Source organism: Nocardia sp. NPDC056564, from assembly GCF_042793755.1.
Taxonomy (GTDB): domain Bacteria; phylum Actinomycetota; class Actinomycetes; order Mycobacteriales; family Mycobacteriaceae; genus Nocardia.
The window spans coordinates 203,505-226,311 of the sequence record NZ_JBHTUR010000001.1 but is presented as its reverse complement, the minus strand read 5'-3'; the positions used below and the strand labels follow the sequence as shown (position 1 = coordinate 226,311).

Below are 22,807 nucleotides of genomic sequence, written 5' to 3'. Positions count from 1 at the left end.
AACTAAGTACTTATTCATTAAGTACTTAGGTTATGCTCGTGTCAACCCCGAATCCACGACAGGAGACATATCGTGCCCGAACCGTCCGGTCCGGACCGCGCGGCCGCGCTGGACCAACTCGCGCGCGTGACTTACCGGCTCAGCGCGGCGGACTCCCGGCTGCGCGGGCGTGCGACCAGGTCACCGGAGGCGCTGTCGCTCACGCACGCTCGCGCTTTGCGCGTGCTTGCCGAGCACGGTCCGCGCACCATCAGCCAACTGGCCGCCGGTACCGAAACCACCGGCGCCGCAACGACTCAACTGATCAACGGCCTCGTCGCCGCAGGCTACGTCACTCGGGAACGAGTCTCGGGTGACAAGCGCTCGGTGCTGGTCGCACTCACCGACACCGGACGCGCTCGCAGCCGCGAACGCATGGCAGCGATGTCCACCGCCCTGCAAGCGGAACTCGCGGACCAGGACGTCGCAGCGCTGCTGTCGGCCACCGCGGTCCTCGACCGATTGATCGCGGTCCTCGACCGACTGTGAGAAGGCCTGGACTGGTAGAGGATCTTCGCAGGCCATCGTGACCGCGCGGGCCGCGGCAAAAGTGCGTTGCGTTTGCACGGTGACGGGTTCAGTTCATGTGCTTGTCGAGCCATTCGATCAGCTGCTCGGGGTGTTCGGGGAAGTAGGTGTAGCCCGACCATCGGGCGGTGCTGTCCTCGATCCAGAACAGCTTCTTGTCCCCGGTGGGGATGGCGTCGAAGATCGCCTGCACGTCTTCGGGCCTGGTCAGTACGTCGTCGCGCACCTGGATGATGAAGGTGGGCACGTGGCAGTTCTTGGCGTACTCGATCGGCGACACCTGATCGAAGGTGAAGCTGGTGATCAGCTGGAACTCCCGGTCCATGACCTCTATCTGATCCGCGATCCCCATGCCGGCGAGGGCTTGCTCGGCCATCACTCGCAGCGAGACCGGTTGCGGGTTGACCAGGCAGCGGACGTCGGCGAACAACTCCAGGTACCTGGTCATCGCGACGTAGGTGGCGTTGCCACCCATGCAGCGGCTGAGCAGGCCCAGCGTCATTCCGCGGGTGTCGGCGCGGGACTTGACATAGTGCAGTGATCCGGCCACGTCCCGGGATTCGAACTGGCCCCAGGTGAAGATGCCACCGTTGGCGGCGCCGCTCTGGCCGTGATTGCGCGCGTCGTAGGTCAAGATGTTGTAGCCGGCGTCGTGCAGGTGCATGTACTCCGGCAGAAAGTTGACCTCGAAGTCATTGCCGCCGGGGACCATCTGCTTCCACGGGTCCAGGTGCGAGGGGAAGCCGTAGCGGCTCATGGGCAACGGATGATTGGCCACGATCAGCTTGTCCGAGCCCGGGGCCGGAATCCACCACGCCTCGAGCGGGGTGCCGTCCAGGGAGGGGAACGTGACGCTCTCATACGCCATCCCGTACTCATCCGGCGTGCGCAGGATCGGCACCCGGACCGGGTGGGTGAACATTCCTCCGACCAGGCCCTCGATCATCTCTGAAGTATCCGCCATGACATTTCCCCTTCGTTTCCCGATTTCACGGTGAGACCATCCGGAATTTCCGTCACGCAAATAAGAACCGAGCGCTCGACAAGAATTAGTCGGCGACACGTGCGGGGACAAGGCACTAGTGAAAAGTGTACTGACAGGACACCCCTGCACCGGAAGTGCGCCATTACGCTGGAAACTGTGGACAATGCCGCCGAGATCCGGGAATTCCTGACCTCCCGCCGCGCCAACATCAGCCCGCAACAGGCGGGCCTGCCCGCCAACGGCCACCGGCGGGTGCCGGGATTGCGCCGGACCGAGGTCGCCCAGCTGGCCGGAATCAGCGTCGAGTACTACGCCCGACTGGAACGCGGCAACCTGGCCGGAGTATCAGGCCAGGTCCTCGACGCCCTCGCCAGGGCGCTGCGGCTGACCGAGGACGACCGCGCCCACCTCGACGATCTGGCCCGCATCGCCGGTCCAGGCCGCCGCCGACGCCCCGCCAACGCCACCGTGCGGCCGAACGTGCAGCGTCTCCTGGACTCCATGGCCTGTCCGGCGTTCGTCGTGAACGGCTGCGGTGACGTCCTGGCAAGCAATCCCCTCGGCCGCGCCCTGTACGCCCCCATGATCGAAGCCGCCCGAGGCGCCACCCCCAACCACGGGCGGTTCCGGTTCCTCGACCACCGCTCCCGCCAGTTCTGGGTCGACTGGGACGGCGCCGCTGACGCCATCGTCGCCCTGCTGCACGCCCAAGCGGGCCGCGACCCCTACAACAAGGACCTCACTGACCTTATCGGTGAACTCTCCACTCGCAGTGAGGAATTCCGCACCCGCTGGGCCCGCCACGACGTCCTGCGGCACCACCAAGGCAGCAAACCCATCCACCACCCCATCGTCGGCACCCTCCACCTCACCTTCGAATCCCTCGACCTGCCCGCCGACGACCTCATCCTCATCGCCTACAACACCGAACCCGGCAGCGACTCCGAAGACGCCCTCCGGCTCCTCGCCAGCTGGGTCACCGACCACGACCCACAACCAGCCGAGCACCCCCGCGTGTGAGTCGAACTCGGCCGGCGGTGCCGAATGCGGCGATAGCGCCGACCATCCTCAACTCGGCTACCGGCATTGGGAAACAGTCTCCATCGAACTGGCCAACGCCGTGCTCGGAGTGCCCGAGGACGGTCGGATTCGATGAGACGGAACATCTATGCACGGGGATGGGCTCGCTACCGCTAGGATTCGCAGCGCGTTTCCCCTATCGATGGCAGGACCAGCGAGGAGGACTCCGGGTGGTCGGCGAGAACGGCAACAAACTGTTCCATCGGCAGCGATTTGAGCATCAGCATGTCCGGTTGTCCGCCAAGGCCCCATGGGTGCGGTGGCTCGAGCTGATCGGCTCCCTCGGCGCGGCCGTGGCCGTCACCGGCGCAGGGGTTGCCGTGATCGACATGCCGTCCGCTGCGGCCGCGCCCGGTCAATGTCGCTACACGGCGACCACCACCGAACAGGGCGCCAAGGACGTCGGAAACCCGCCTGCCCGACCCGCCGACATCGGCACAGTCAAGGCGACACTGAAGATAGGGGTCGGCAACCGGGACAGAGACGACATCTCGTTGGACCTGGATGGCAACAGTGCCCCTTGCACGGTCAATTCATTCACCTATCTGGCGGGCAAGGACTTCTACGACAACACACAGTGCCACCGGCTCACTACCGGCGCGCTCAAGGTGCTCCAGTGCGGTGACCCGACCGGTACCGGGACCGGCGGCCCGTCCTATACATTCGGCGAGGAGAACCTGCCGAAAGCCGACCCCGGCAAGGAGACCGCCACATACCCCAAAGGCACAGTGGCCATGGCGAATGCGGGCGCCGGCACCAATGGCAGCCAGTTCTTCCTGGTGTATGGCGACTCCGAACTTCCACCGGCCTACACGGTATTCGGGAAGATCACCTCGGGGATGGACCTGCTCGAACAGATCGCCCGGGCGGGTACGGACCAGGCGAACGGCGAGGGCGACGGCGCACCTACGACGGCGGTGACAATTCAGGACGTCACGATCGCGCGAAAATAGGGTCGGTACTCGACTCCGGCCGGCTTGGACGGACGTGCCGGAAGAAGCTCGGCATGCCTGTCGAGGAAAGGTTGCGCAGGCAATCACCGGGCATTCCGGCTCCTCGGCCGTTCGAGACCGCACTTGGGTTGAACGACTCCTCATCTGTGTGCGTCGGAAGCCTTGGCAGCCAACGAATTCGGCTGACCGGCCAACGCGCGGTACGCGCCGACCTCGGTGCGCCCTAGGCCGGAAGCTTGGGCGGTGGTAGGCGGTCGGTTGGGCCGAGAGAGTAGTCCCCCGTCGAACGAGGCTGTCTTTCCGAATAGACAGCGCTGGCGGGCAAGTGGCGGATGCGCGGCCCGCCAGACGGCGGTGAGCGCGAGATCTACTGTGCAGCAGCAACTCTCGTTCGGTATTCGCGTACCATCGTCGTCGACCGATGTGCCTGCCATCCAGGTTCGCTGTACAGTTCCGGCGTGCTGTCTTGTCTTTCCTGCGGAATGGAGCAGCGGTGAGCACCCACCAACCCACCGAACCGGGCCAGGCGACCGACGACGATCGCGTGGTTCCTACCCCGATTCCCGCGCTGATTGCCGTGCTGATCCGCATGGAAGAGGACAAGGGCGCGGCTTTGACCGAGGCCGAGCTGCTCGACGCACGCGACAACGCCGCCGCCATGATGATGCCACTGTCGATGCAGCGAGAGTTGAATCAGTCACGGGGATATCGCGACATCGACCCGGACAACCTCTGGTCGGAATGGTGCGCCTACAAATCCGGCCAGGACCCCTTCACCCTCACCGACGATCAACCCTGACCCCGCCCCACCCTCCGATCCGACAACGCGGTTGCACACCAAGGACGTGTTTCGGCCGTAGGTTACGAAAGCGCTGTCATCGGCAATCGGTGCGTTCGGTCGGACCCCGATCGGCAGTCTTCGACGACCGTCCGGGACCCGACCGCTCGTATCCTTCGGTCAAGATCCGTGTGCGGGTGTGCAACCTTGCGCGGAATCGCTGACTCCATCGAATTTTTGAGCCCAGCCCCAGTTCTCGCTGTAATCGTCTGCGAAGATCTTCCGGTAACTGCACGTGCCGTCGGCTGCATGACTGAGGGCATAGACAGTAGTGCCGAGTTGTGATTCGAACGAGTAAGCATGCCGCTGCACAGCGGCGGGCGCCTCCTGGTAGCCGGGCGGAGAATAAGACCACTTCGTACCCTGGTGATTGGGTTCGGACCAGAAGGTCACCTTCTGGTCCGTAGCGTGGGCGGTGGGGGCAACTGACGCGGCAGCGAGGGCGAGGGCGACTACAGCCGAGCCGGTGATGCGGTGACGCATGCGTGTACTCCTCTCGGTCCGAAACGGTCCATATCCGTGCGGTTGACGGGCGACGTAGCGGGCCCGGCGGCTACGAACGCCGCAGTGCCGACCTCAATGCTCCGCATGACCGCAGTCGACATCGAGGCCGATCCGATCTCCGATGTGCGAGAACGTATCCCGGGCGCCAGCAATAGCGACAAACCGCTAATGGCCGATCGCGTCGAAGGCCGGACCGACCCAGGAGCCTACATCACCAGGCCGTTTCCATCCCCGTCGGATTGGCGCAACCGGGTTCGTCGTCAATGGATTGGGTGCGTTCGTCTTCCAGTCGTGCCGCGTTCGCCTGGACGAAAGTGGATATGGCATCGAATCGGGAGTCGGCGTGGACCTCGCGCATGGCCTCGTCGAGCTGGGATTGCAGGTCCTCCAATGCCGCCTGGTAGGCGGCCAAGAGGGCTTGCGCACCTGGTATCGATGCCTGCACGAGGCGATTATTGGCGTCGACGATCACCCGGACGCCGTCGACATCACCTACTCCGCGCACCTGTTCCAGCGCGGCCTGGGCGCGCCGCACCTTGAGGCCGAGCGAATCGAAGTCGTTGTGCCGCATGCTCATCGGCTACCTGGGCGGCGGTGGCGGCGGCGGTACCGGCTGGGTCTGTGCCACCGGAGGCGGTGCGGGCGGGATCTGTGTCGCCTTGTCCCCCTTGCCCGCGATGATGTGACCCATACCCTCCAGCGATCTGCTCCCCGGCTCCCAGTACTTATTGTGTGCGGCTCCGTTCAAACCGAGCTCCGAACTCGGCCCGGGATCGGACGGGAAGGAGCGCCCGCGGAAGTCGGGATCGGTGGGATCCATGCCGTAATCGTCAAGTCCCCCAGACTCTTTCGGCGGCGCCGAGCCGGTGCCGGACGGGTTGTACGGGTCGTGGATGGCCGGCCCGGAGTCGACGCCGAAGAGGGCATCGTCGAGCTTGCCCACCCGGTTGGCCGCATACAGGGGCGTCGGATCGTGGACGGCGGCGGTCGCGTACACCCGGTTGCCCACCTCCTCGGACCGGACGCCGGTCAGGCTGAGATCGCTCGCATGCTCGACCGTTGTCCCCGGGCTGGCCACGAACACCACCGCGTCGGCATTGAGAGTCCGGCCATGGCTGGCCGCATCGCCGATCACGGTGGTGCCGTAGCTGTGGCCCACCACGGTGTTGTAGGACGGCGCGCCGACATGTGAAGCGCGCAGGCCATTCTGGAAGCGATCCAACGCGCCTGCCCCGGCGTCGGCGTACCGCCGGTGGGTGGCATCGAGAAGTTCGGGTGGTGCGTCGTAGCCGAGCCACGAGATCACCGCGGGATTCTTCGCGCCGGCGGTTCTGGCCTGGTCGCGCATCCGATCCACCCAGTCCATATACATGCTCTTCGACGGCCGGGAACCGGTGCCGGGCACGAAGGTGGCGACGTGGTCGGCGAGGTCGGGGTTACCGGAGGCGATGGCAGCGTGCGTGGTGGCGCCGGATTTGGTGTCGATCAGCAGGAGGAAGCGATCGGGGTGCTGTAGCTCCTTGTTGATCTTTTCCAGATCGTCGCGCTTGCCCTGCAATGCGGGGTCACCGGCGCGGGCGCGGGCGAGCTCGTCCTGCAGTGTCATCCGGTTGTAGTGGTCGCGGTCGACGACCGGGATGCCGTCCCGGTTTCCGATATACGGGTCGTGCTTCCACAACGCGTCCTTCTCCGCGGGGGTCAAGGTGGCCCAGAAGTCGTGCAGCTGTTGCGGATCGTCGGGCAATTGCGCCCGGCCGGCCAGAATGTCTTTGACCTTCGAACCAACGTCAGAGTTGGGGTTCTTCTGGTAGGTGTCCAGCAGTTGCAGCGAGTCGGTGATGGCCTTGGCCGCCCTCGTCTCGGCGTCACCGAACTGGGCCAGTAAGTGCTGGATCTTGGACTGGTAGCCGGCGGCCTGCGTGTCGAGATAGTGCTGGACGAGACCCGGTACGCTCGGATGTTCGTTGCCGGGAGGCACTTTCGGTGCGGTGACATTGCCGGCGTCGTCGACCGACATGCCGTCGTCCTCGGTCGCGTGCACGACGGTTGTCAACAGCACGTCGCGGTACCCGGCCAGCTCGGTGCCGAAGGCGTTGTAGTGATCGGCGAGTCCGACCACGGTCTCGGCGAGATGATTGGCGTCGAGCTGATGCGCCAGCGTCCGCGCCGAGGCCGCCGCGGCGCCTGCGCCCTTCCACTCGCCCAGCTCGTGATCGACGTCGCGAGCCATCTGCCCGACTCGGTCGGTGAACACGTTGGTCTGCGTCGACAGCGCCTCGGCGACCGACACCATGGTCTCCGGCACGCATGCCCGTACGTGGGTGATGGTCGTCATGATCCGGCGTAACGGCGCAGCTGATCCGTGTTCGCCTGTTCGAGCTCCGAATACGTGGCGGCGCCCGCGGTCATCCGGGTGGCCATCTGGTTGATATTGCCGCCGATCAGCTCGAACGCGTGCCGCACGGCCTCGGGAACCCGGTCGGACACCGCGCGCACCGGCGAGTCCTCGGCCATGATCGCCTTCGCCCCGATGATGATCTGCCCGATCTCAGCGGCGTGCGTACCGAGCTTGCCGCCGAGCCGACGTAACGCGTCCGCGTCGACCTGCAGCACGGCGTCACCGCGCTCCTCCACTGGCGTCCCCATTGCACCCCCGCATTGTCGGTTCGGACAATTTCACCCGACGGTAGCATTCCGTGTTCCGCGACGGCGACCCCCCAAAACCTCCACCCCGAATCCTGCCGCCCACCCGGATCGATTGTCCTTCAACGCATCTCACCACCGTGAGCAATCGCCTCCGCGGTGAGCGGGCTGCGGCGTGGCCGCTTGACTCAGCGCGCACGGCGGCAACACAGCCCCCAGATCGGGCCCGACCCGGACACTGGATCAGACGTGAGACGCGACGAATTGCGCTGCGGCGGAGGCATGCCGGGCGTAGTTCAGGTGCACGTTCCAGTCCGATCCGTTCGGGTCGCACACCGGATCATTGTGATTGCAGACGTCGTAGGTGCGTTCGGCGTAGACGCCGGTGACCGATCTGCCCACTCCGCGAATGGGGTTGCCGAACAGCAGCACCGCCGCGATCCGCGGCGTCAGCTGGGCGGGCAGGGTCGCGACGATGGGGCCTCCGACCTTGGCGCCGGCACTGCTGATTCCGATCGAATTGTCGACCACGTTCGCACCCTGGGAGTAGCCGAGGAGCACGAAGCGCTGTTCCGGACATGCGGCGGCCTGGGCCACCACGTGCGCGACCAGGTCGCGGTTTCCGGCCTGTACCGAGGCCGGCTGGTTCAGATCGGCCGGATATGCCACCCGGTACGCGTCGGTCTTGGCCGTCAAGGCGTCGGCGATGGCCGAGTACACCGGATTTCCGACGACGGTTCCCAGCTTCTCCTTGCTCCAGGCGCCGCCGGGTTCATTGGTGCCGCGAGCCGAAACCACGTGAATGTCAGCGCATCCCGCCGCTACCGCAGTGCCTGCCCCGATCGCGCTCGCCCCGGTTACCACCGCCAAGCCGGCCAGCGCCGTGACGACCGCCGCCGATATCGCTGGCCGGCCCGATCCCACCATTGTCATGCGTCTGCCTCTCGTTCGAACCCTGCGGCGAACGGTAGGTGGGACATAGGCAGAGCGACCTGTACCGGGCGGGTTTCTGGACGCCTCACTAGTGCGGAGAGTCGAGATGCGCATCTGGCACAACGCGAGTGCACTGCCGCGCAGCGCAGCCCGGCATCGATGCGCAGCGGCGTCGTGGGGCGGTCGACACCCTCCCCTGCTGGCGTCTCCACCAGCGAATCCCTTCGAGATACAGACCGTTCTATCTGCTAACCTTGATGGGATGGCGCGTAAAGCTGGGGGTCAAGTGTCGGAAGCGCGGTCGCGGCTGCTCGCGACGGCGACGCGGCTCTTCTACGCGGAGGGTCTGCACTCCGTGGGAATCGATCGGATCGTCGCCGAGGCGCAGGTTACGCGGGCCACGCTGTACCGTCATTTTCCCGGCAAGGAAGACCTGGTCGTCGCCTATTTGCAGGGTGTGCACCAGATGGAGCGCGAGGGTATCGACAAGATCCTCGCCGACGAGTTGCCCGCGGTCGACGCCCTGCGGGCCATCGCCGACTCGATCGCCGAGGGCATCCGGTCAACCCACTTCCGCGGCTGCGCCTTTCTCAATGCGGCGGCGGAGTATCCGGATCCGGCGCATCCCGTGCGCCGAGCCGTGCGCGAGCATCGGGAGTGGTTCCTGGGCACCATTACAGACCTGCTCGCGCGAGTCGGTGGGACCCCGCCGGAGCCTGCGGGCCGGCATTTCGTGATGCTGCGGGACGGCGCGATGGCGTCGGGCTGCCTATCGGACCCGGCCGAGGTCTGCGAAACATTCCTACGCGGGGTCGATGGAATACTGCGGTTCCGCGACGCCGCCTCGGCGAAGTAAGCGCGCCGTGAGCACTGCATTCAGCCCTGCCGCGTCGCTCTGAGAACGCCCAGAATCCCCTCTCGGGTTCAGCATCCCCGCGCTAAGCATCAGGTAGACCGAACGTTCTTTCTTGACAAGAGGTCGCACGGTCATTATGCTCAGACGAGATAGAACGTTCGGTCTCGATGAGGATCTGCCCCATAGCCTCGAAGGGAACCATGATGACTACTGTCGACTTGCCCGCCGCAGCACCGGCTCTGCGCCGGTTGTACTTCACGCGGTTCGCGTTCGCCATCGCGTGGGCGGTGCTGGTGTTCCTGACCACCAAATCGGGTTTGGGGGCGGCCGGCGCGGCCCTGATTGTCGTGTACCCACTGTTCGACGCGGGTTCGGCCATCGTGGACTCGCGCACGGCCGGAAGCGGCAGTTCGATACGCGGTTTGTCCGTGAATATCGCGATCAGCCTGCTGGCCACCATCGGCGTCGGCATCGCCGCGACTTCCGGCATTCCGGCCGTGCTGCGGGTGTGGGGCGTCTGGGCGATCGTCGCCGGCCTGGTCCAGTTGATCGTGGCCCTCACCCGCCGCGAGCTGGGCGGCCAGTGGCCGATGATCCTGAGCGGTGGCATTTCCGTACTGGCCGGGGCGAACTTCATCATCAGCGCGGCCGGGGCGAACGCGTCCCTGTCCACCGTGGCCGGCTACGCCGTCCTGGGTGGAATCTTCTTCCTCGTCTCGGCGATCCGGCTCGGACGGCCGAGGTCAACGTCGTTGCGCTGACGCGGATCGGCCTCAGAGCGACAGAAAAACCGCGGCCGCTTCGGCGGAGAGCAGGTCGGCGCGTGGCGCGTCCCCGTCGGTTTGCGCCAGGTGCAGCAGGCCGAGGATGGCCGCGTAGGCGATCCGCGCCCGATGTGCCGCGCGCTCCGGCGGGAGGCCGAGTTCACGGTAGGTGCGCGTCATCAGTTCCAGCCTGGCGTTGTTCACCTGACGCACCGCGTCCCGGACCCGAGGATCGTTGCGGTCGCCGAGCAGACTCAGATGTACCGACGGCGCCAGCGGCTGGACGGCTTGCACGACGGTGGTGAGCAACTCACGAAGCCGCTGTTCCGGATCGGCGATGGCGGCGTAGGCGGCGAGACCTCCGTCGCCGTGGCTGCGAACCCACTCCGCGAGTGCGGCTTCGATCAGCTCGTCCCGGTTCCGGTAATGCGCGTAGAAACTGCCCTTGGTCACGCCGAGGGTCCGCGCCAGCGGTTCGACCGCGACCGCGGCCAACCCGCCGACCGCGATCGCTTTCAGCGCGGCCAGCGCCCAGTCCTGGGCGGACAGCCTGGTCGACTCGTTGCCCACGAGGAAGAGGATACGCCAGCGTATTGACGACGATCACCCGGCAAGATACGGTGGCGTATCCATACGCAACCGTATCCATACGGTGCCGTACTGAGGAGCGATCTGATGGAACACCCGAAGATTCGGCGCGTCGTCACCGGGCACGACCGCGACGGCAAGTCCCGCGTGGTCGAGGACGGTGAGGTCGAGGCCATCACCACCGATCTCCTGCCCGGCTTCGCCGCCTATCAGCTCTGGGGCAGAGACGAGCACCCCACCTTCCCCGACGACGGCTCGCCCCGCGGCGCCGAGGCGTGGTACCCACCTCGCGACGGGTCGCGCTTCATGATCAACACGATCCCGCCCGGCGAGCCGGCCGTACCCGCCGACCTAGATCTGGCCTCGGCACTGGAAGCGCTGGAACGGCAAATGCCGGGCGCGATGGCGGTCCAGGAGCCCGACGGCGCCGGGATGCACACCACCGACAGCATCGACTACGTGCTGGTGGTCTCGGGCGAGGTCACGCTGGAGGTCGATGACGGCGAGCAGCGAGCGCTGCGCGCGGGCGACGTAGTCGTCCAGAACGGCACCCGCCATGCCTGGCGCAACCACGGCACCGAACCCTGCATGATCGTCGGCGTCGCCATCGGCGCCGATCGCGCCCGGCCTGCCTAGTCCGCCGCCGAAGTAGCCAGGGCGAAAATGGTTGTTGGACAACGAAAGTCGCACTGCCAACGCGAACCAACGTAGCGTTCACATCGCCGAGGATCGGCTGGAACACCAGCGAACGCGTTACCGGCACGCCCGCTGTCCGCGCAGGGCGCTATGTCCCGGTGCCGTGCAGTGTGATCTTCAGACGTGGGTTGCCGTTCTTCTGATTGATCTTCAGCGTGGCGTCGAACTGGCCGGCGTCGGGTGGGTGGAATATCACCCGCAGGTAGCATTCGGTCTTCCCCTGGGGCGGTGGGCATTCGCCGTCGAGGATGGAGAAGGCCTTGTTGTTCATGCCGTCGTCGAGTTGCACCACGGCCAGGTTGTCGCACTCCATGTAAGCGAAGGGGATGTATTTCTTGACTGCCTTCCCGTACTGGACGTCACCGTAGTAGACCGCGGTGCTGTACGGGGTGCAGGCCGGCTTTGGCGTCGTGCTCGAGGTGACAATCGGGATCGGAACGACTTTCGCTGTGCTGGTGGTCGTTTCGACGGTAGACGCAATCGTGGGTGCGGCCGCGGTCGGAACATTCGACCGCGGCTGTCCGGTGCGGGTCGGCTCGGGCTTCGGGCCCGGCGGAAGCTGTTCGGGCTCGTCCGTCGCGGAATCCGTTGGCGGGGTGGTGAAGACGATGGTGCCGGTGGCGGCGATCTCGGCGGGCGGGGGTGTCATCCGCGAACAGGTGCCCCACAACCCCAGCACGATGGCGATGATCACCGCGCCGATCAGGGTGCGGGGAACGCGGCGCCGGCTGCCGACCGCAGGGCGATCGGGCGGAGTCCGCCATTTCGCGATGGTGTCGCGCACCCGACGGGTCTCCGGGTGATCGGGGCCGAGGCGAGCGATGAAGTTGGGCAGCCACGCCTCCCACAACTCGATCCGCTCCGCCAGGGACGCCGAGGGCAACGCGTACAGTGCGGCGAACGCGCCGACCGGGTCGCCCGCTCCGAGGTAGTGCCGGATGGCGGCGACTTCCCGATATGCGGCGGCTTCGGCGGTGCCGCTCTGACCGAGCGCGGCGATGATCGCCCGATGCGCCCGGACACTCGAGCTGTCTTTGCGCGGATTCGCTTTGCGCAGTGGATCTTTCAATGCCGGGTGGGCAACGCCGAGATGCTCGCCGGTCGAACCGGGGCGACGCCGGGCGATCAGCGCGCCGAGACCGACCGCCGAATCGCGTACCTGCGCCGCATCGATGGTGGGCGCGCCGAGCTCCTGCACTGCGCGCCGGACGACGTCGATCGGCAGGACCGGTCCGGCTTCCGCGGCGACCACGACGGTGATCAGCAACCCGACCGCCTCCGCGCGCGCCCCGGTCAGCGACCACTGCAGGTGCCCAAGTCGATGCCGAACCAGGGAGTCGATGGATAGACCCGCGGTGAAGTCGCTGTCCGCGAGGTACCGGTCGACCTGCACGATCAACCGGGCGTGCAGCCACCCGGCCACCGCGCGCCACGGGCGGTCCGGCCACGGCGCGCCGGCCGGGACGCCGGGGTCGACGGCGGTGAGTGCGCGCTCGACTCGGGCTCTCGGCCACGGGTCGCCGTGTTCGTCTCGCGCGTGCCGCAACAAGTAGGCACCGACGTCGGCCACACTCGGCATCGGGAGCTCGAAGCGCCACATGCGCAGGGCCGACGGCAGGGCGGCGTCGGCATCGCCACGGGCAGTGCCGATTACGCGGACATGCGCGAAGTCCGCGTGGCTGGTCAACGTCTCGATCGCGGTCCACAGTTCATCGCGGTGGCCGTGTTCGGTCGGCAGATCGAGTCCGTCGATGAGAAGCGTTGTAGTGCGTCCTGTTTCGCCCAGTGTCACGAGCGCGCGGGCCAATCTTGCTGCCACCCTCGGGTATTCGACAGGGACGACAGCCGCCACCGGTTCGATCTCACCCGCGGTGCCGAGCACCGCGACTCGGCGTTCGAGCTGGATCGCGAGTTCCTCGGTTACCGATCGCAGCGTACTGGTGCCGGTGAGGAAGACGGCGGCGCCGATATGCGCTGCGCTGATCGCGGTTTCGAGGCCGAGCAGGTCGGGGCGCACCAGCAGGGCGACGGCGGTGGATTTGCCGCTGCCGCCCGGTCCGAGGAGCATTCGCAGGCGTTCGTAGCCGTGCTCGGTCACGGCGTTCACCTGGCTACGCAGCGCCTTGGTGACATGCAGTCCACGAACGAGTTCGTCGACGGTGCCGGCGTCGGGACGGTCGCGCACCGCGTCCCGAGCCCGAGTCACATTGGGTACCAGCCACAATCCCTGATCGGCGACCGAAGCGGGCGCGCCGGCGGCGAAGGAGAAGTGCTGCGGCTGCTGCCGCGCACAGGCTCGCGCTACCGGCACCAGCAGATCCGCGAACAGCAAATTCTCACCGCTGGTGGGGATTCCGCTGCGGAACGTCGCGAGCATGGTGCGGGTGAAGCATCCGTCGTAGGCGTTGCCGTCGTCGCTGGCGACCAGCAGGTCCACCCGGCCGGACATCTGCCGGACGAGGGCCGGCCAACCGCGTGCCCCCGCGTCTGCTGCCGCCGCGGCCTCGCAACTGTCCACCACGACCAGGAGACCGTCCAGCCCGGGCGAACCGCTGATCCGTTCCTTGAGGGTCTGGGCGAGGTGAACGGCGTACTGCGAGTCCAGAATCGGCCCGCCGTCTGCGTCCGATTCGAGCGAATCACGGGCCAGGAAATAATAGTCGCCATTGACGCTGAGACCGTGCCCGATAAACCACAACAGCAACGTTGCTGCTTGCTGCCCCGCGGACTGGAATGCCGAGCGCAATGTTGCTTGGAGATTCCGAACGGTCGGATTCACTATTGTCATACCGCCGGGTACGGCAGGCCGCCATCCACCGGAATCAGCAAGGGCAGCAGCGACTTCCGTGGCCAAACGAGCTGGAAAGCCGAGGTGGACAAGCGCATCGCATTCGGAGCCGATAATCAACGCAAGCCTTCTCCCCACGGCTACGATGGTAATATCGATCCCTTCGAAATACCGATCAAGAAGACAAATTGACCGGGACCCTCCAGTACGGCCGAGCCGGCGTACTCAACCGGTTCAGCCGACGTCCTTGTCGTGCGGGCCCGCATGGACTGACGGATCGGCGGCGGCCCGGCGGAGTCCGAACTCGTGGGCGATGTCGGCGGCTTCACGAATGGCCGAGCGGAGGACGGGGATACGGCTGAGGGCGAGGGTCCGACGAACGAACGGGACGAGGCGGTCGACGAGGCGGTAACTGTCGAGGCAACCGGGTGACCGGTCGTGCACCCAATACAGAACGAGCCCCATTTCGGCGAGCCACGCGAGTTCGGGCAGCACATCCCGAAGCTTCGGATCGACGCGAGTGGTGGCGCCGTTGACGGCCTCCGCGCAAATACTGATCGCGAGTTCCCTTGCGGCAGCGCTTTCTTCGGAGAATGGGCTGAGCGGGCTGTCCGGGTCGGCAGCGGTGATGAACAGCTGCGCGCCGAACTCGCGATAAGGCGTCGCCACGTCCAGCCATGTCCGCATCACCAACCCCAGGCGTGCGGCCATATCGGGCTCCGCGGCGAGCGCCGCCTGAGCGACGTGCTGATGGTCGGCGATGATGCGGTCGTAGAAGCCTTGGATCAGATGCTCTTTGGAGGCGAAGTAGTAGTACGCGTTGCCCACCGAGACTCCCGCCTCCTGGGCGATGGCCCGCATCGTGGTCTTGGCGTAGCCGCGCTCCTCGAACAATCGCAGCGCCGTTTCGAGGATGTGCATGCGGGTAGCGGCGCCCTTCGGCGCCGCTACGTTGTCCGTCATGCCTGCCACGTTATCCGACAGTTCAGTAGGGGTTATCGGTGCACATGGTGAAGGCAACCCGTCCGGGGCGCGGGGCGGCACTACCCGGATCCGGGAACGGCGGAGCGCTCATGGCCTTTACCATTGCCTGCTGCGCTGCCTCCACCTCCGTGGAGCCGATACCGACGGCGACGTGGTCGTCGACGCCGCGCGCGACCGCGGCGCAACGGTTGATGAAGGTCGCGATGATCCGGCAGTCGGCGAACCCGCAGAGCGTCAAGGCATCGTCCTGTGCGTCGGAGTCATTCGCGGCGGTGACGCCCGCCACCGCTGTGGTGCTCGCGGACATCGCGATCGCGCCGTAGATGTCGTTATCGGCATGAGCCGATCCGGTGGCGCTGAAAACGGCCAGCACCGAGCCGACTGCCACGACGGCAGCTTTGGACCAAACGGTCACGCGAATCCACTCCCTTGAACACGTTCAAAACATCGGTGAGCACAGTATGCGGCATCGATTTGAACATGTTCAAGACTCGAGTTGGACAGACACATACCGGGGCCGATGCGGCACCACGGTCCAGGACAAGCGACGAGGCTGCGTGACAACAGCGCGGAGCAGCGTAGGCCGTTGCTGATCGCCCCGTGCTCGGCTCGGTGACCCGACGATCCTGCGGAATCGGAGCGTGCGCGTTGGTGTTGTCAAGTCCTGATTCGCGCATGCTACGTTGAGCGCCGCTTCACGAACTGAGGATATCGATGCTGGAACGTCTCGAACTCGAGGCATTTCTCACCCTTGCCGAGGAATTGCACTTCGGGCGAACGGCCGAGCGACTGCACGTGACGACCAGCCGAATCAGCCAGACGATCGCCAAGCTGGAGCGGCGGATCGGGGCGCCGCTGTTCGAGCGCAACAGCCGGATTGTGCGGCTCACGCCGTTGGGCAAGCAGTTGCGGGATGAACTGCGGCCGGCCTACGACCAGATCTCGGCCAGCGTGCGCGCGGCGAGCCAGGGCGGTTCGATCACCCAGACCATCACCGTGGGTTTCTCCGCGCCCTGGAGCGGAAACCTGCTGGTGCGCGCCGCGGCGGTCGTCCAAGAGCGGTACCCGAACACCGGGATCGACATCGAGGAGATCCAGCTGATCGATCCGCTCGGCCGAATGCGTTCGGGCGCGGTGGATTTGCAGCTCACCGAATTCCCCATCAACGAGCCCGACATCACCACCGGGCCGATCGTCTTCGCCGAGCCACGGGCGCTGATGGTGCCCGGCGGTCATCCGTTCGCCACGCGGGAATCGGTATCGATGGAGGACATGGCCGACGCGACACTGGTCACCATCGCCGACGAACACGTGCCGCGCTACTGGATGGACGAGTACTACCCGCGGCACACCCCCGCCGGACGGCCGATACCGCAGGGCCCGGCCACGAACTTCTGGCCCGAGGTACTGGTGCACGTCAGCCAGGGCGTCGGCGTCAGCACCGTCTCGCTGCGCGCCCGCGACTTCCACTCCCGCCCCGGCATGGTCTTCGTCCCGATTCACGACGCGCGGCCGATCGAATACGGCCTGATGTGGCCGACCGGGCGCAAGAATCCGCTGGTGGACCCCTTCCTGGAAGCCGTCGCCGAGGTGGCCGAATCGTAGTGACCGCCGCCTTCGGTAAACGCAGCGTTGAGTGCGGCTAAGCGTTAACTCGCGCTTAGCGGAGCGTTGCCGAAACGCCGCTTGCCGCAAAGATTTCGACTGACAATGCTGGACTGCACCGCAGCAGAGATCAGCGGATTCGACCATGAGATTTCAGGAGGAATTGTGCCACGCGAATTGGTGTACACGGGGTTCATGTCGCTGGACGGCGTCGTGGACTCGCCAGGCGGCAAGGAAGAAGGTCATCGCAGCGGCGGCTGGGTGATGGCCACCGATTTCGTCCCGGAGGCCTACTCCCTCAAGACCGACGAACTCGCCGACCACACCGCGCTGTTGTTCGGCCGCCGCAGCTACGAGGCGTTCGCCCCGTACTGGCGCGAGTCCGACGATCACGTCGCGTACAAGGAGCTGCCCAAGTACGTCCTGTCCACCGCCCTCACCGAGTCCGATCTGCTCGACGGCTGGGGTCCGACCACCATCCTGCGCAGCACCGAGGACGTGGCGAAGCTCAAGCAGACCGAGGGCGGCGCCATCTTCATCCACGGCAGCGCCGAACTTGCCCGCCGCCTCGCCGACGCCGACCTCATCGACCGGTACAACCTGCTCGTCTTCCCGGTCCTGCTGGGTGCGGGCAAGGGTCTGTTCAGCCGTTCCGACCGAGACAAAACGCAACTGCGCCTGCGTGATTCGGCCACCTACGCCAACGGTGTGGCCAAGCTCGTCTACGACGTCGTGCGCTGACCCGCGCCCGCCCGCCCGCGACCGCGGGCGGGCATTGTCGGCGACGAGTTGTTGTCAGCGTGTATGCAATTCTCGATACGCCGACGATATCGGCCGACTTATACCTTTGACTCACTAAATCTCCTGTTGCACAGGGGATCTGGAGACGAAGGAGAAGACGATGAGACTACGCGTACTCGGCGCGGCGGCGCTGCTGGTGCTAGGTATATCCGGTCTGGCCTCCCCCGCCCAAGCGGACCCCGCGCAAGACGCCACCGGATACGCCCGCTGCCCGAATGGGAATTTCTGCCTCTTCAGCGCGCCCAACGGGGGCGGGCGAATCGCGTACTTCCGCCTAGGCTCCACCGATCTGCGCCTGCAGAACATCGACGGCCAAGCCTATTCGAAGTGGAATCGCACCGACCGATACTGGGATGGGTTCACCGAGTACAACTATCGCGGCGGCATCATCTTCCGGAGCGGGCCCGGTCAACAGCTCAATATTCCGGCCGATGTCGCCGTTCAGGTGCATTCGGTGAAGGGGGCCGCCTGACCCGGAAGCACGGCCTACGTAGACAGATAACCGCCCCACCCAGCGAAAGCCGCTGGGCGGGGCGCTTTTCGTGGCTATAGACCAGCACAGCGCAAGGCCGGTTCATCGAGGTTCGCGCCGGGCCCGGCGTCGCCGTTGCAGTCCCGGGTGTATGCCCGCGGGGAGGTCGGCGTGGGCGGCGATGCGCTGGAGCAAGGGGCGGAACAGTATTCGTTCGGCTTCGTCGAGCGGGGCGAGGATCTCCGATTCCAGTGCGTCGGCCTCCGCGTGGACCGCGCCGAGCACGTCGCGCGCGTGATCGGTGAGATGGACCGCGTGGGCGCGGCGGTCGTCCGGATGCTGGCGCCGAGCCACCAGTGCGCGCTCCTCCAGCTCGTCGACCAGTCCGACCATCGCGTTGCGGTGCACGCGCAGCAGATCCGCGAGTTCCTGCTGGCTGCGTCCATCCGCAACGGCCAGGTGGCCGAGGACGGCGAAGTGCGCCGGATCGAGATCCAATCGCGCCAGCCGCTCGGTGAACCGGTACGCCACGTGATGACCGATTTGCGACAACAGGAAGACTGCGCGCGAGTCCAGCGGCGGGTTCGCCATGAACTCACAGTAGCAACCGGGCGATAGTGCCACCGCGCCAGCGGATAACACGTCGGCCGAACCACCGCTGACGGAGGGTCGCGCGAACGCTGGTGCCCCAGGCGGGAATCGAACCCGCTACCGGCCGCTTTAGAGGCGGCTGCTCGGCCGTCGAGCTACTGGGGCGGAGGGGTGGCCGCGGCACTGCCGGCCACCCCAGGATGACCGATCAGGCCGCGTCCGGATCGTCGATCCGGTCGCGCAGTTCCGCGTTCGCGATCGCGGCCCTGGCGGCTCGGTACTCGTCCGAGGTCAGGGATCGCCCGAGCTGGTCGAGCGTCCGCAGCACGAACCGTTGCGTGACGACGCGGCGGTTCAGCACGTCGAGCGCGGCGGCCTGCCGCCACACCTTGCGCTGCAGCCAGCGGGTGGCCGTAGGCAGGTCCCCGGCGAGCTGGGCGCGCAGCGCGTCCCGCTCGGCGACGAGTTCGACGAGCTGAGCGCGCAGGTCGCTCGGCTAAGTGTCGTTGGAGATAGTCATGATTTCACCTCCCCTCGTTCGGTGAAGGCGAGAGGGAGGTGGGCGACCAGCCGGCGGGCGGCCGGTTCGAACGCGGCGGCGGTCAACGCACCACCGAGATCGGGTTCATGCACCCGGACCAGCCGGTGGCCTGCCGCTGCGGCGTCGGCGCACAGCCAACCAAGGGACAGTTCGTCAGTTGTGTTGAGTACCACCAAGACATTCGAGGTGGCGTGCCAGCCTGCGAACACGTCTGGATGCGCGCGGGCAAAGTCGAAGGCGGCGTGTGTTACCTGCGCGACCTGTATCCCCGGTGATAGATCGGCACGGGTGATCAGGTACAGGCGGCGGAACGGAACCTAAAGCTGGGTCACGAGATCAATGGTAGCCCAGCGGGACTCACCGCGCGAGACCATAGTTTCGGTGGCGAACTCGATCAACGACCCGAGACAGCCTCGGGCCGTTGATCTTCGGACTGATGACTTCGGACGTGCCGCTACTTGACCGAGTCGGCCAACCGGTCGGCGTAGGGAGCGATGAACTTTCCGACGACGGGGAGCTGCGCGCGGAACCCGCCGGTGCGGTTCGCCCGGACCATGGCCATGATCCAGACGACCAGGGTGAAGATCGACAGCGCGAGTCCGGCAAGGCTGAAGATGACCCCCAGGGCGCCGAGCAGCGAGCCGACGATGCTCAGGACGATGTTGAGCACCGAGACCGCGCCGAAGAAGACGATCGATTGCGCGGCATGGAATCTCACGTCCGGGTCGTGTTTTCCCACGAACAGGAAGATGATCCCGGTGAGCCACCCCAGCGCGTAGGACAGGATCGCGCCGGTCTTCTTGTCCAGGCCGGCGGGTCGCGGTTGGTTCGTATGCGGTTGAGAAGATGTCATGGGGTAAGTAGATGCCGGGCGCGCCGCCTACCGATCCCAGGTTTTCCGAGCGGACCGATACGGCTCAGCTGCCCGCCAGGACCGCGGCGTCCACATACCGGGGGTCGCGGGCGATCGCGGCAAAGCTCGACTTGCCCTCCGCACCAACCGATTCCTCCACCTCGGCCAGCCGGACCAGCAGATCGAAGTAGTCGGCCTCGGCGGGCCGCAACGCGGCGATCGGCGCCGCCAGATCGAGATCGGCGGCGAACCGCGCCCCGTCGACGCCCACGGACAGCGTCGCCAGCCATGCGTCCGAATCCGCCGCGAACATCGACCCGCTGGTCTCGGCCCAGAACAACACCGTGCTCGGCACCTCGGCGGAACTCGACCGCCCCGCCGCGGCGAGCAGCACCAGCGCGGTATAGATATTCGACTCACAGAACCCGAAGTGCATCAGGTAGGCCTCCAGCGCCCCCTCCCGATACCGCAGTACATATGTCAGTCCGCCGGTGTCCGCCCCGAAGCAGTCGGCGAAATACTCCCGTGGCGTCACCCCCTGCTCGGCCAGCCGCCAATCCGGCGACTTCCCGTCCCAGAACCACCCGTCATACATCGCACCGTGGTTCTCGATCACCTCCGGCCCCGGGGCCGGCGTCTCCAGCCACCGCTCGAATGCCGCTCGCTCCATGGGAATTCGGGCAGCAACGACAAACGTATCCGACACGACCGGCTCCTCATCGATCTCGACGGCGCCCACCGTACCGGGCCCCGCGCCATCCTAAGATCCCGCGAGGTTCTCCACGACAACCGGCTCGATGCCTTCGGCAGCAGGCAGCGTGAACCCGAAAACCTGTCCGTAGAAACTCAATTCGGCGTCCAGCGCACGGCGGATGTGCTCCGCGCGGCGGAACCCGTGCTGCTCGCCCTCGAAGACCAAGAACGCCACCGGGATTCGCCGCGCGCGCAGCGCCTCGACGATCATCTCCGACTGATTGAGCGGCACCACCGGGTCGTCGCTGCCCTGCAACACGATCAGCGGCTTGCGCAGTCGATCGACATGATGGATCGGCGACCGCTCGCGATAGATGTCGCGCCTGGCCGGGTATTCGCCGATCAAACCGTCGAGGTAGCGGCTTTCGAACTTGTGCGTGTCGGCGGCGAGCGCCTCGAGGTCGGCGACGCCGAAATGGTCTGCGCCGGCGGCGAACGGAGTATCCGCCCGGGCGAGCGCGGCGAGCGTGGTGTAGCCGCCGGCCGAACCGCCGCGGATGGCCAGCCGGCGCGCGTCGACCCGGTTCTGCTCGCCGAGCCAGGCGGCCGCGGCGATGCAGTCGGCTACGTCCACCACTCCCCAGGCGCCTTTGAGCAGCTCGCGGTACGCGCGGCCGAATCCGGTCGAGCCGCCGTAGTTCACGTCGACGACCGCGAACCCTCGGCTGGTCCAGTACTGGGTTTGCAGCGACAGCATGGGCAGCGCGGCACTGGTCGGCCCGCCGTGAATCATCACCAGCAGCGGCGGCAGTTCCCCGGCCGGCCCGCGGTATTCGCTGCTCGCGGGCGGGTAGAACAGCGCGTGCGCGGTCCGCGGCGCACCGGCGCCGTCCACCGAGGGAAACGAGATCGGCTCGGGCACCGAGAGCGCGGCCGGGTCCAGACCGAGATCCCGCGGCGCCCGGAGGCTCTCGAATTTCGGTGTTCCGGAGGCGAATTCGATGCGGTACACGCCGAGTTCGGTCGCCGGGGTGGCGGCAACGACGACGACCGCGTCCGCGCCGACCCGCTCGATCGCGGTGATCGCGGAGAACGGCAGGTCCAGATCGGCCACCGAGCCATCCGGCCGGCGCACGCCGAGGCCGTCGTAGCCGTCGCGCCAACGCGCGAACACGATGCTGCCGTCCTCCAGCACGGTGTAGCGCGATGATCCCAATTGCCAAGCGGGCATACCGATCTCGGCGTCCCGCTCGATCATCGGGGTGACCGCGCCGCCGGGCGTCCAGCGGTAGAGATTCCACCATCCACTGCGGTCGGAGAGGAACAGCAGCGAACCGTCGGGCTGCCAGCGCGGTTCCATCACCGACTCCCCCGGACCGCCCGCGACGACGGTCTCGGCCCCGGTCGCGAGGTCGCGCACCCGCAGGACGGTGTCGTCCCACGGCATCGACGGGTGATCCCACGACACCAGCGCGAGCGAGCCGCCATCCGGGCTCAGCCGGGGCGCGGCGACGAAATCCGTTCCGCTGAACAGGATTTCCGGCTGCGCCGCCTGGCCCGCGGACAGCCGCACGATCTCGTTGCGGACATCGATCGCGCCGCGACCGTCGACCGGATGGTGCTCTCGGACCGCCACCATGACGGTGCCGTCCGGGGACAGCGCGCCATCGGCGTACCGGTCGCCGCGGGCCGCGGCGGGAACGGGGGTCAGCGGCACCGGCGAACCACCCGACGCGAGCCGGTACAACCGCTGGTCGGCCCAGTTGGTGAACCACAGCACCCCGTCGCGCACCCACCATGCCGCGCCGCCGTATTCGTGCACCGCGGTACGCGCGTCCATGCCGTCCGGCAGCAGGTCGGTGACCGTGCTGTCGGCGGCGCGCCGCACGATCTGGGTCCGCCCGCCCTCGCTCGGCCGCCCCTCCGACCAGTAGACGTCGGCGCCGTCCACCCGCACCTCCCACAACCGCACCGCGGCGGTGACGACGAATTCGGAGGTGATCGAGGTCGGCCAGGATCCGAAGGGCAACTCTGTAACTGTCACCGGCCCAGGCTAACCGGCCGCCGGCCCG

At 66.6% G+C, this 22,807-nt stretch carries 26 protein-coding genes; 12 read left to right on the top strand and 14 right to left on the bottom strand.

Annotated features, from left to right (window positions below; all coding sequences use genetic code 11):
• Positions 1-72: 72 nt before the first annotated feature.
• Positions 73-528 carry a MarR family winged helix-turn-helix transcriptional regulator gene (locus ACFQ9K_RS01145; RefSeq protein ID WP_378717200.1) on the top strand — a complete coding sequence of 152 codons (456 nt, stop codon included), beginning with the start codon at positions 73-75 and terminating at the stop codon, positions 526-528.
• Positions 529-616: 88 nt separating this feature from the next.
• Here ACFQ9K_RS01145 and ACFQ9K_RS01140 read toward each other — a convergent pair whose 3' ends face one another.
• Entirely contained in the window at positions 617-1,531 is a 915-nt protein-coding gene (locus ACFQ9K_RS01140) for an alpha/beta hydrolase family protein (RefSeq protein WP_378717201.1), read from the bottom strand.
• 168 nt (positions 1,532-1,699) lie between these two features.
• Between ACFQ9K_RS01140 and ACFQ9K_RS01135 the strand changes: the two genes are divergently transcribed.
• The 3 genes from ACFQ9K_RS01135 to ACFQ9K_RS01125 all read left to right on the top strand — a co-directional run bounded on the left by ACFQ9K_RS01135 (position 1,700) and on the right by ACFQ9K_RS01125 (position 4,384).
• A complete protein-coding gene (locus ACFQ9K_RS01135; RefSeq protein ID WP_378717239.1) occupies positions 1,700-2,572 on the top strand; it encodes a helix-turn-helix transcriptional regulator in 873 nt (290 codons plus the stop codon).
• Between the two features lie 230 nt (positions 2,573-2,802).
• Positions 2,803-3,585, top strand: a complete 783-nt coding sequence (locus tag ACFQ9K_RS01130) for a peptidylprolyl isomerase (protein WP_378717202.1) — start codon at positions 2,803-2,805, stop codon at positions 3,583-3,585.
• Positions 3,586-4,078: 493 nt separating this feature from the next.
• The gene (locus tag ACFQ9K_RS01125) at positions 4,079-4,384 is read left to right on the top strand and encodes a hypothetical protein (RefSeq protein WP_378717203.1); all 306 of its coding nucleotides are present in this window, start codon (positions 4,079-4,081) and stop codon (positions 4,382-4,384) included.
• A 754-nt stretch (positions 4,385-5,138) separates the two neighbouring features.
• On the opposite strand, the gene ACFQ9K_RS01120 is transcribed toward ACFQ9K_RS01125, so the two are convergent.
• The 4 genes from ACFQ9K_RS01120 to ACFQ9K_RS01105 all read right to left on the bottom strand — a co-directional run bounded on the left by ACFQ9K_RS01120 (position 5,139) and on the right by ACFQ9K_RS01105 (position 8,503).
• Positions 5,139-5,504, bottom strand: coding sequence for a hypothetical protein (locus ACFQ9K_RS01120; RefSeq protein ID WP_378717204.1), 366 nt, complete (start codon positions 5,502-5,504; stop codon positions 5,139-5,141).
• 3 nt (positions 5,505-5,507) lie between these two features.
• Positions 5,508-7,262 carry an alpha/beta hydrolase gene (locus tag ACFQ9K_RS01115; protein WP_378717205.1) on the bottom strand — a complete coding sequence of 585 codons (1,755 nt, stop codon included), beginning with the start codon at positions 7,260-7,262 and terminating at the stop codon, positions 5,508-5,510.
• Complete coding sequence (locus ACFQ9K_RS01110) at positions 7,259-7,573, bottom strand: hypothetical protein (protein ID WP_378717207.1); 315 nt, start codon at positions 7,571-7,573, stop codon at positions 7,259-7,261. Before ACFQ9K_RS01110 ends, ACFQ9K_RS01115 begins: the two co-directional genes overlap by 4 nt.
• Positions 7,574-7,813: 240 nt before the next feature.
• A complete protein-coding gene (locus tag ACFQ9K_RS01105; protein WP_378717208.1) occupies positions 7,814-8,503 on the bottom strand; it encodes a cutinase family protein in 690 nt (229 codons plus the stop codon).
• A 286-nt stretch (positions 8,504-8,789) separates the two neighbouring features.
• Between ACFQ9K_RS01105 and ACFQ9K_RS01100 the strand changes: the two genes are divergently transcribed.
• Both ACFQ9K_RS01100 and ACFQ9K_RS01095 read left to right on the top strand, forming a co-directional pair.
• Entirely contained in the window at positions 8,790-9,359 is a 570-nt protein-coding gene (locus ACFQ9K_RS01100; RefSeq protein ID WP_378717209.1) for a TetR/AcrR family transcriptional regulator, read from the top strand.
• A 203-nt stretch (positions 9,360-9,562) separates the two neighbouring features.
• The gene (locus ACFQ9K_RS01095) at positions 9,563-10,120 is read left to right on the top strand and encodes a hypothetical protein (protein ID WP_378717211.1); all 558 of its coding nucleotides are present in this window, start codon (positions 9,563-9,565) and stop codon (positions 10,118-10,120) included.
• Between the two features lie 12 nt (positions 10,121-10,132).
• Here ACFQ9K_RS01095 and ACFQ9K_RS01090 read toward each other — a convergent pair whose 3' ends face one another.
• The gene (locus ACFQ9K_RS01090; RefSeq protein ID WP_378717213.1) at positions 10,133-10,693 is read right to left on the bottom strand and encodes a TetR/AcrR family transcriptional regulator; all 561 of its coding nucleotides are present in this window, start codon (positions 10,691-10,693) and stop codon (positions 10,133-10,135) included.
• A 105-nt stretch (positions 10,694-10,798) separates the two neighbouring features.
• On the opposite strand from ACFQ9K_RS01090, the gene ACFQ9K_RS01085 reads away from it, so the two are divergent.
• Positions 10,799-11,347 (top strand): cupin domain-containing protein, encoded by a 549-nt coding sequence (locus ACFQ9K_RS01085; protein WP_378717214.1) that lies wholly within the window; start codon positions 10,799-10,801, stop codon positions 11,345-11,347.
• Between the two features lie 148 nt (positions 11,348-11,495).
• Here the strand turns inward: ACFQ9K_RS01085 and ACFQ9K_RS01080 are convergent, their stop codons facing one another.
• The gene (locus tag ACFQ9K_RS01080; RefSeq protein WP_378717215.1) at positions 11,496-14,195 is read right to left on the bottom strand and encodes a hypothetical protein; all 2,700 of its coding nucleotides are present in this window, start codon (positions 14,193-14,195) and stop codon (positions 11,496-11,498) included.
• Here ACFQ9K_RS01080 and ACFQ9K_RS01075 point away from each other — a divergent pair.
• Positions 14,160-14,387 carry a hypothetical protein gene (locus ACFQ9K_RS01075; protein ID WP_378717240.1) on the top strand — a complete coding sequence of 76 codons (228 nt, stop codon included), beginning with the start codon at positions 14,160-14,162 and terminating at the stop codon, positions 14,385-14,387. The genes ACFQ9K_RS01080 and ACFQ9K_RS01075 overlap by 36 nt on opposite strands.
• Positions 14,388-14,429: 42 nt before the next feature.
• Here the strand turns inward: ACFQ9K_RS01075 and ACFQ9K_RS01070 are convergent, their stop codons facing one another.
• Both ACFQ9K_RS01070 and ACFQ9K_RS01065 read right to left on the bottom strand, forming a co-directional pair.
• Positions 14,430-15,158 (bottom strand): TetR/AcrR family transcriptional regulator, encoded by a 729-nt coding sequence (locus ACFQ9K_RS01070; RefSeq protein WP_378717216.1) that lies wholly within the window; start codon positions 15,156-15,158, stop codon positions 14,430-14,432.
• 22 nt (positions 15,159-15,180) lie between these two features.
• Positions 15,181-15,567: a DUF4189 domain-containing protein gene (locus tag ACFQ9K_RS01065; protein WP_378717218.1), complete on the bottom strand. Its 387-nt coding sequence runs from the start codon at positions 15,565-15,567 to the stop codon at positions 15,181-15,183.
• A gap of 326 nt (positions 15,568-15,893) precedes the next feature.
• Here ACFQ9K_RS01065 and ACFQ9K_RS01060 point away from each other — a divergent pair, with 326 nt between their 5' ends.
• From ACFQ9K_RS01060 to ACFQ9K_RS01050, 3 genes are all read left to right on the top strand, one after another.
• Entirely contained in the window at positions 15,894-16,784 is an 891-nt protein-coding gene (locus ACFQ9K_RS01060) for a LysR family transcriptional regulator (protein WP_378717219.1), read from the top strand.
• Positions 16,785-16,949: 165 nt separating this feature from the next.
• A complete protein-coding gene (locus ACFQ9K_RS01055) occupies positions 16,950-17,525 on the top strand; it encodes a dihydrofolate reductase family protein (protein ID WP_378717221.1) in 576 nt (191 codons plus the stop codon).
• A gap of 160 nt (positions 17,526-17,685) precedes the next feature.
• Positions 17,686-18,057 (top strand): peptidase inhibitor family I36 protein, encoded by a 372-nt coding sequence (locus ACFQ9K_RS01050; protein WP_378717223.1) that lies wholly within the window; start codon positions 17,686-17,688, stop codon positions 18,055-18,057.
• A 102-nt stretch (positions 18,058-18,159) separates the two neighbouring features.
• On the opposite strand, the gene ACFQ9K_RS01045 is transcribed toward ACFQ9K_RS01050, so the two are convergent.
• The gene (locus tag ACFQ9K_RS01045; protein ID WP_378717225.1) at positions 18,160-18,648 is read right to left on the bottom strand and encodes a MarR family winged helix-turn-helix transcriptional regulator; all 489 of its coding nucleotides are present in this window, start codon (positions 18,646-18,648) and stop codon (positions 18,160-18,162) included.
• Positions 18,649-18,856: 208 nt separating this feature from the next.
• Entirely contained in the window at positions 18,857-19,036 is a 180-nt protein-coding gene (locus ACFQ9K_RS01040) for a hypothetical protein (protein ID WP_378717227.1), read from the bottom strand.
• A gap of 170 nt (positions 19,037-19,206) precedes the next feature.
• On the opposite strand from ACFQ9K_RS01040, the gene ACFQ9K_RS01035 reads away from it, so the two are divergent.
• Entirely contained in the window at positions 19,207-19,464 is a 258-nt protein-coding gene (locus ACFQ9K_RS01035) for a hypothetical protein (protein WP_378717228.1), read from the top strand.
• Positions 19,465-19,643: 179 nt separating this feature from the next.
• Here ACFQ9K_RS01035 and ACFQ9K_RS01030 read toward each other — a convergent pair whose 3' ends face one another.
• From ACFQ9K_RS01030 to ACFQ9K_RS01020, 3 genes are all read right to left on the bottom strand, one after another.
• On the bottom strand, positions 19,644-20,042 hold the full coding sequence (locus tag ACFQ9K_RS01030; RefSeq protein ID WP_378717229.1) for a DUF4870 domain-containing protein: 399 nt from the start codon (positions 20,040-20,042) through the stop codon (positions 19,644-19,646).
• A 64-nt stretch (positions 20,043-20,106) separates the two neighbouring features.
• Positions 20,107-20,748: a hypothetical protein gene (locus tag ACFQ9K_RS01025; RefSeq protein WP_378717230.1), complete on the bottom strand. Its 642-nt coding sequence runs from the start codon at positions 20,746-20,748 to the stop codon at positions 20,107-20,109.
• Positions 20,749-20,802: 54 nt separating this feature from the next.
• Positions 20,803-22,779, bottom strand: coding sequence for a S9 family peptidase (locus tag ACFQ9K_RS01020; RefSeq protein ID WP_378717231.1), 1,977 nt, complete (start codon positions 22,777-22,779; stop codon positions 20,803-20,805).
• Positions 22,780-22,807 lie beyond the last annotated feature (28 nt).

Excerpts from the sequence above, each read along its gene's own strand:
- ACFQ9K_RS01140 (WP_378717201.1), bottom strand. The coding sequence starts at position 1,531 with ATGGCGGATACTTCAGAGATGATCGAGGGCCTGGTCGGAGGAATGTTC.
- ACFQ9K_RS01120 (WP_378717204.1), bottom strand. The coding sequence starts at position 5,504 with ATGAGCATGCGGCACAACGACTTCGATTCGCTCGGCCTCAAGGTGCGG.
- ACFQ9K_RS01115 (WP_378717205.1), bottom strand. The coding sequence starts at position 7,262 with ATGACGACCATCACCCACGTACGGGCATGCGTGCCGGAGACCATGGTG.
- ACFQ9K_RS01110 (WP_378717207.1), bottom strand. The coding sequence starts at position 7,573 with ATGGGGACGCCAGTGGAGGAGCGCGGTGACGCCGTGCTGCAGGTCGAC.
- ACFQ9K_RS01105 (WP_378717208.1), bottom strand. The coding sequence starts at position 8,503 with ATGACAATGGTGGGATCGGGCCGGCCAGCGATATCGGCGGCGGTCGTC.
- ACFQ9K_RS01095 (WP_378717211.1), top strand. The coding sequence starts at position 9,563 with ATGACTACTGTCGACTTGCCCGCCGCAGCACCGGCTCTGCGCCGGTTG.
- ACFQ9K_RS01085 (WP_378717214.1), top strand. The coding sequence starts at position 10,799 with ATGGAACACCCGAAGATTCGGCGCGTCGTCACCGGGCACGACCGCGAC.
- ACFQ9K_RS01080 (WP_378717215.1), bottom strand. The coding sequence starts at position 14,195 with ATGACAATAGTGAATCCGACCGTTCGGAATCTCCAAGCAACATTGCGC.
- ACFQ9K_RS01070 (WP_378717216.1), bottom strand. The coding sequence starts at position 15,158 with ATGACGGACAACGTAGCGGCGCCGAAGGGCGCCGCTACCCGCATGCAC.
- ACFQ9K_RS01060 (WP_378717219.1), top strand. The coding sequence starts at position 15,894 with ATGCTGGAACGTCTCGAACTCGAGGCATTTCTCACCCTTGCCGAGGAA.
- ACFQ9K_RS01050 (WP_378717223.1), top strand. The coding sequence starts at position 17,686 with ATGAGACTACGCGTACTCGGCGCGGCGGCGCTGCTGGTGCTAGGTATA.
- ACFQ9K_RS01045 (WP_378717225.1), bottom strand. The coding sequence starts at position 18,648 with ATGGCGAACCCGCCGCTGGACTCGCGCGCAGTCTTCCTGTTGTCGCAA.
- ACFQ9K_RS01030 (WP_378717229.1), bottom strand. The coding sequence starts at position 20,042 with ATGACATCTTCTCAACCGCATACGAACCAACCGCGACCCGCCGGCCTG.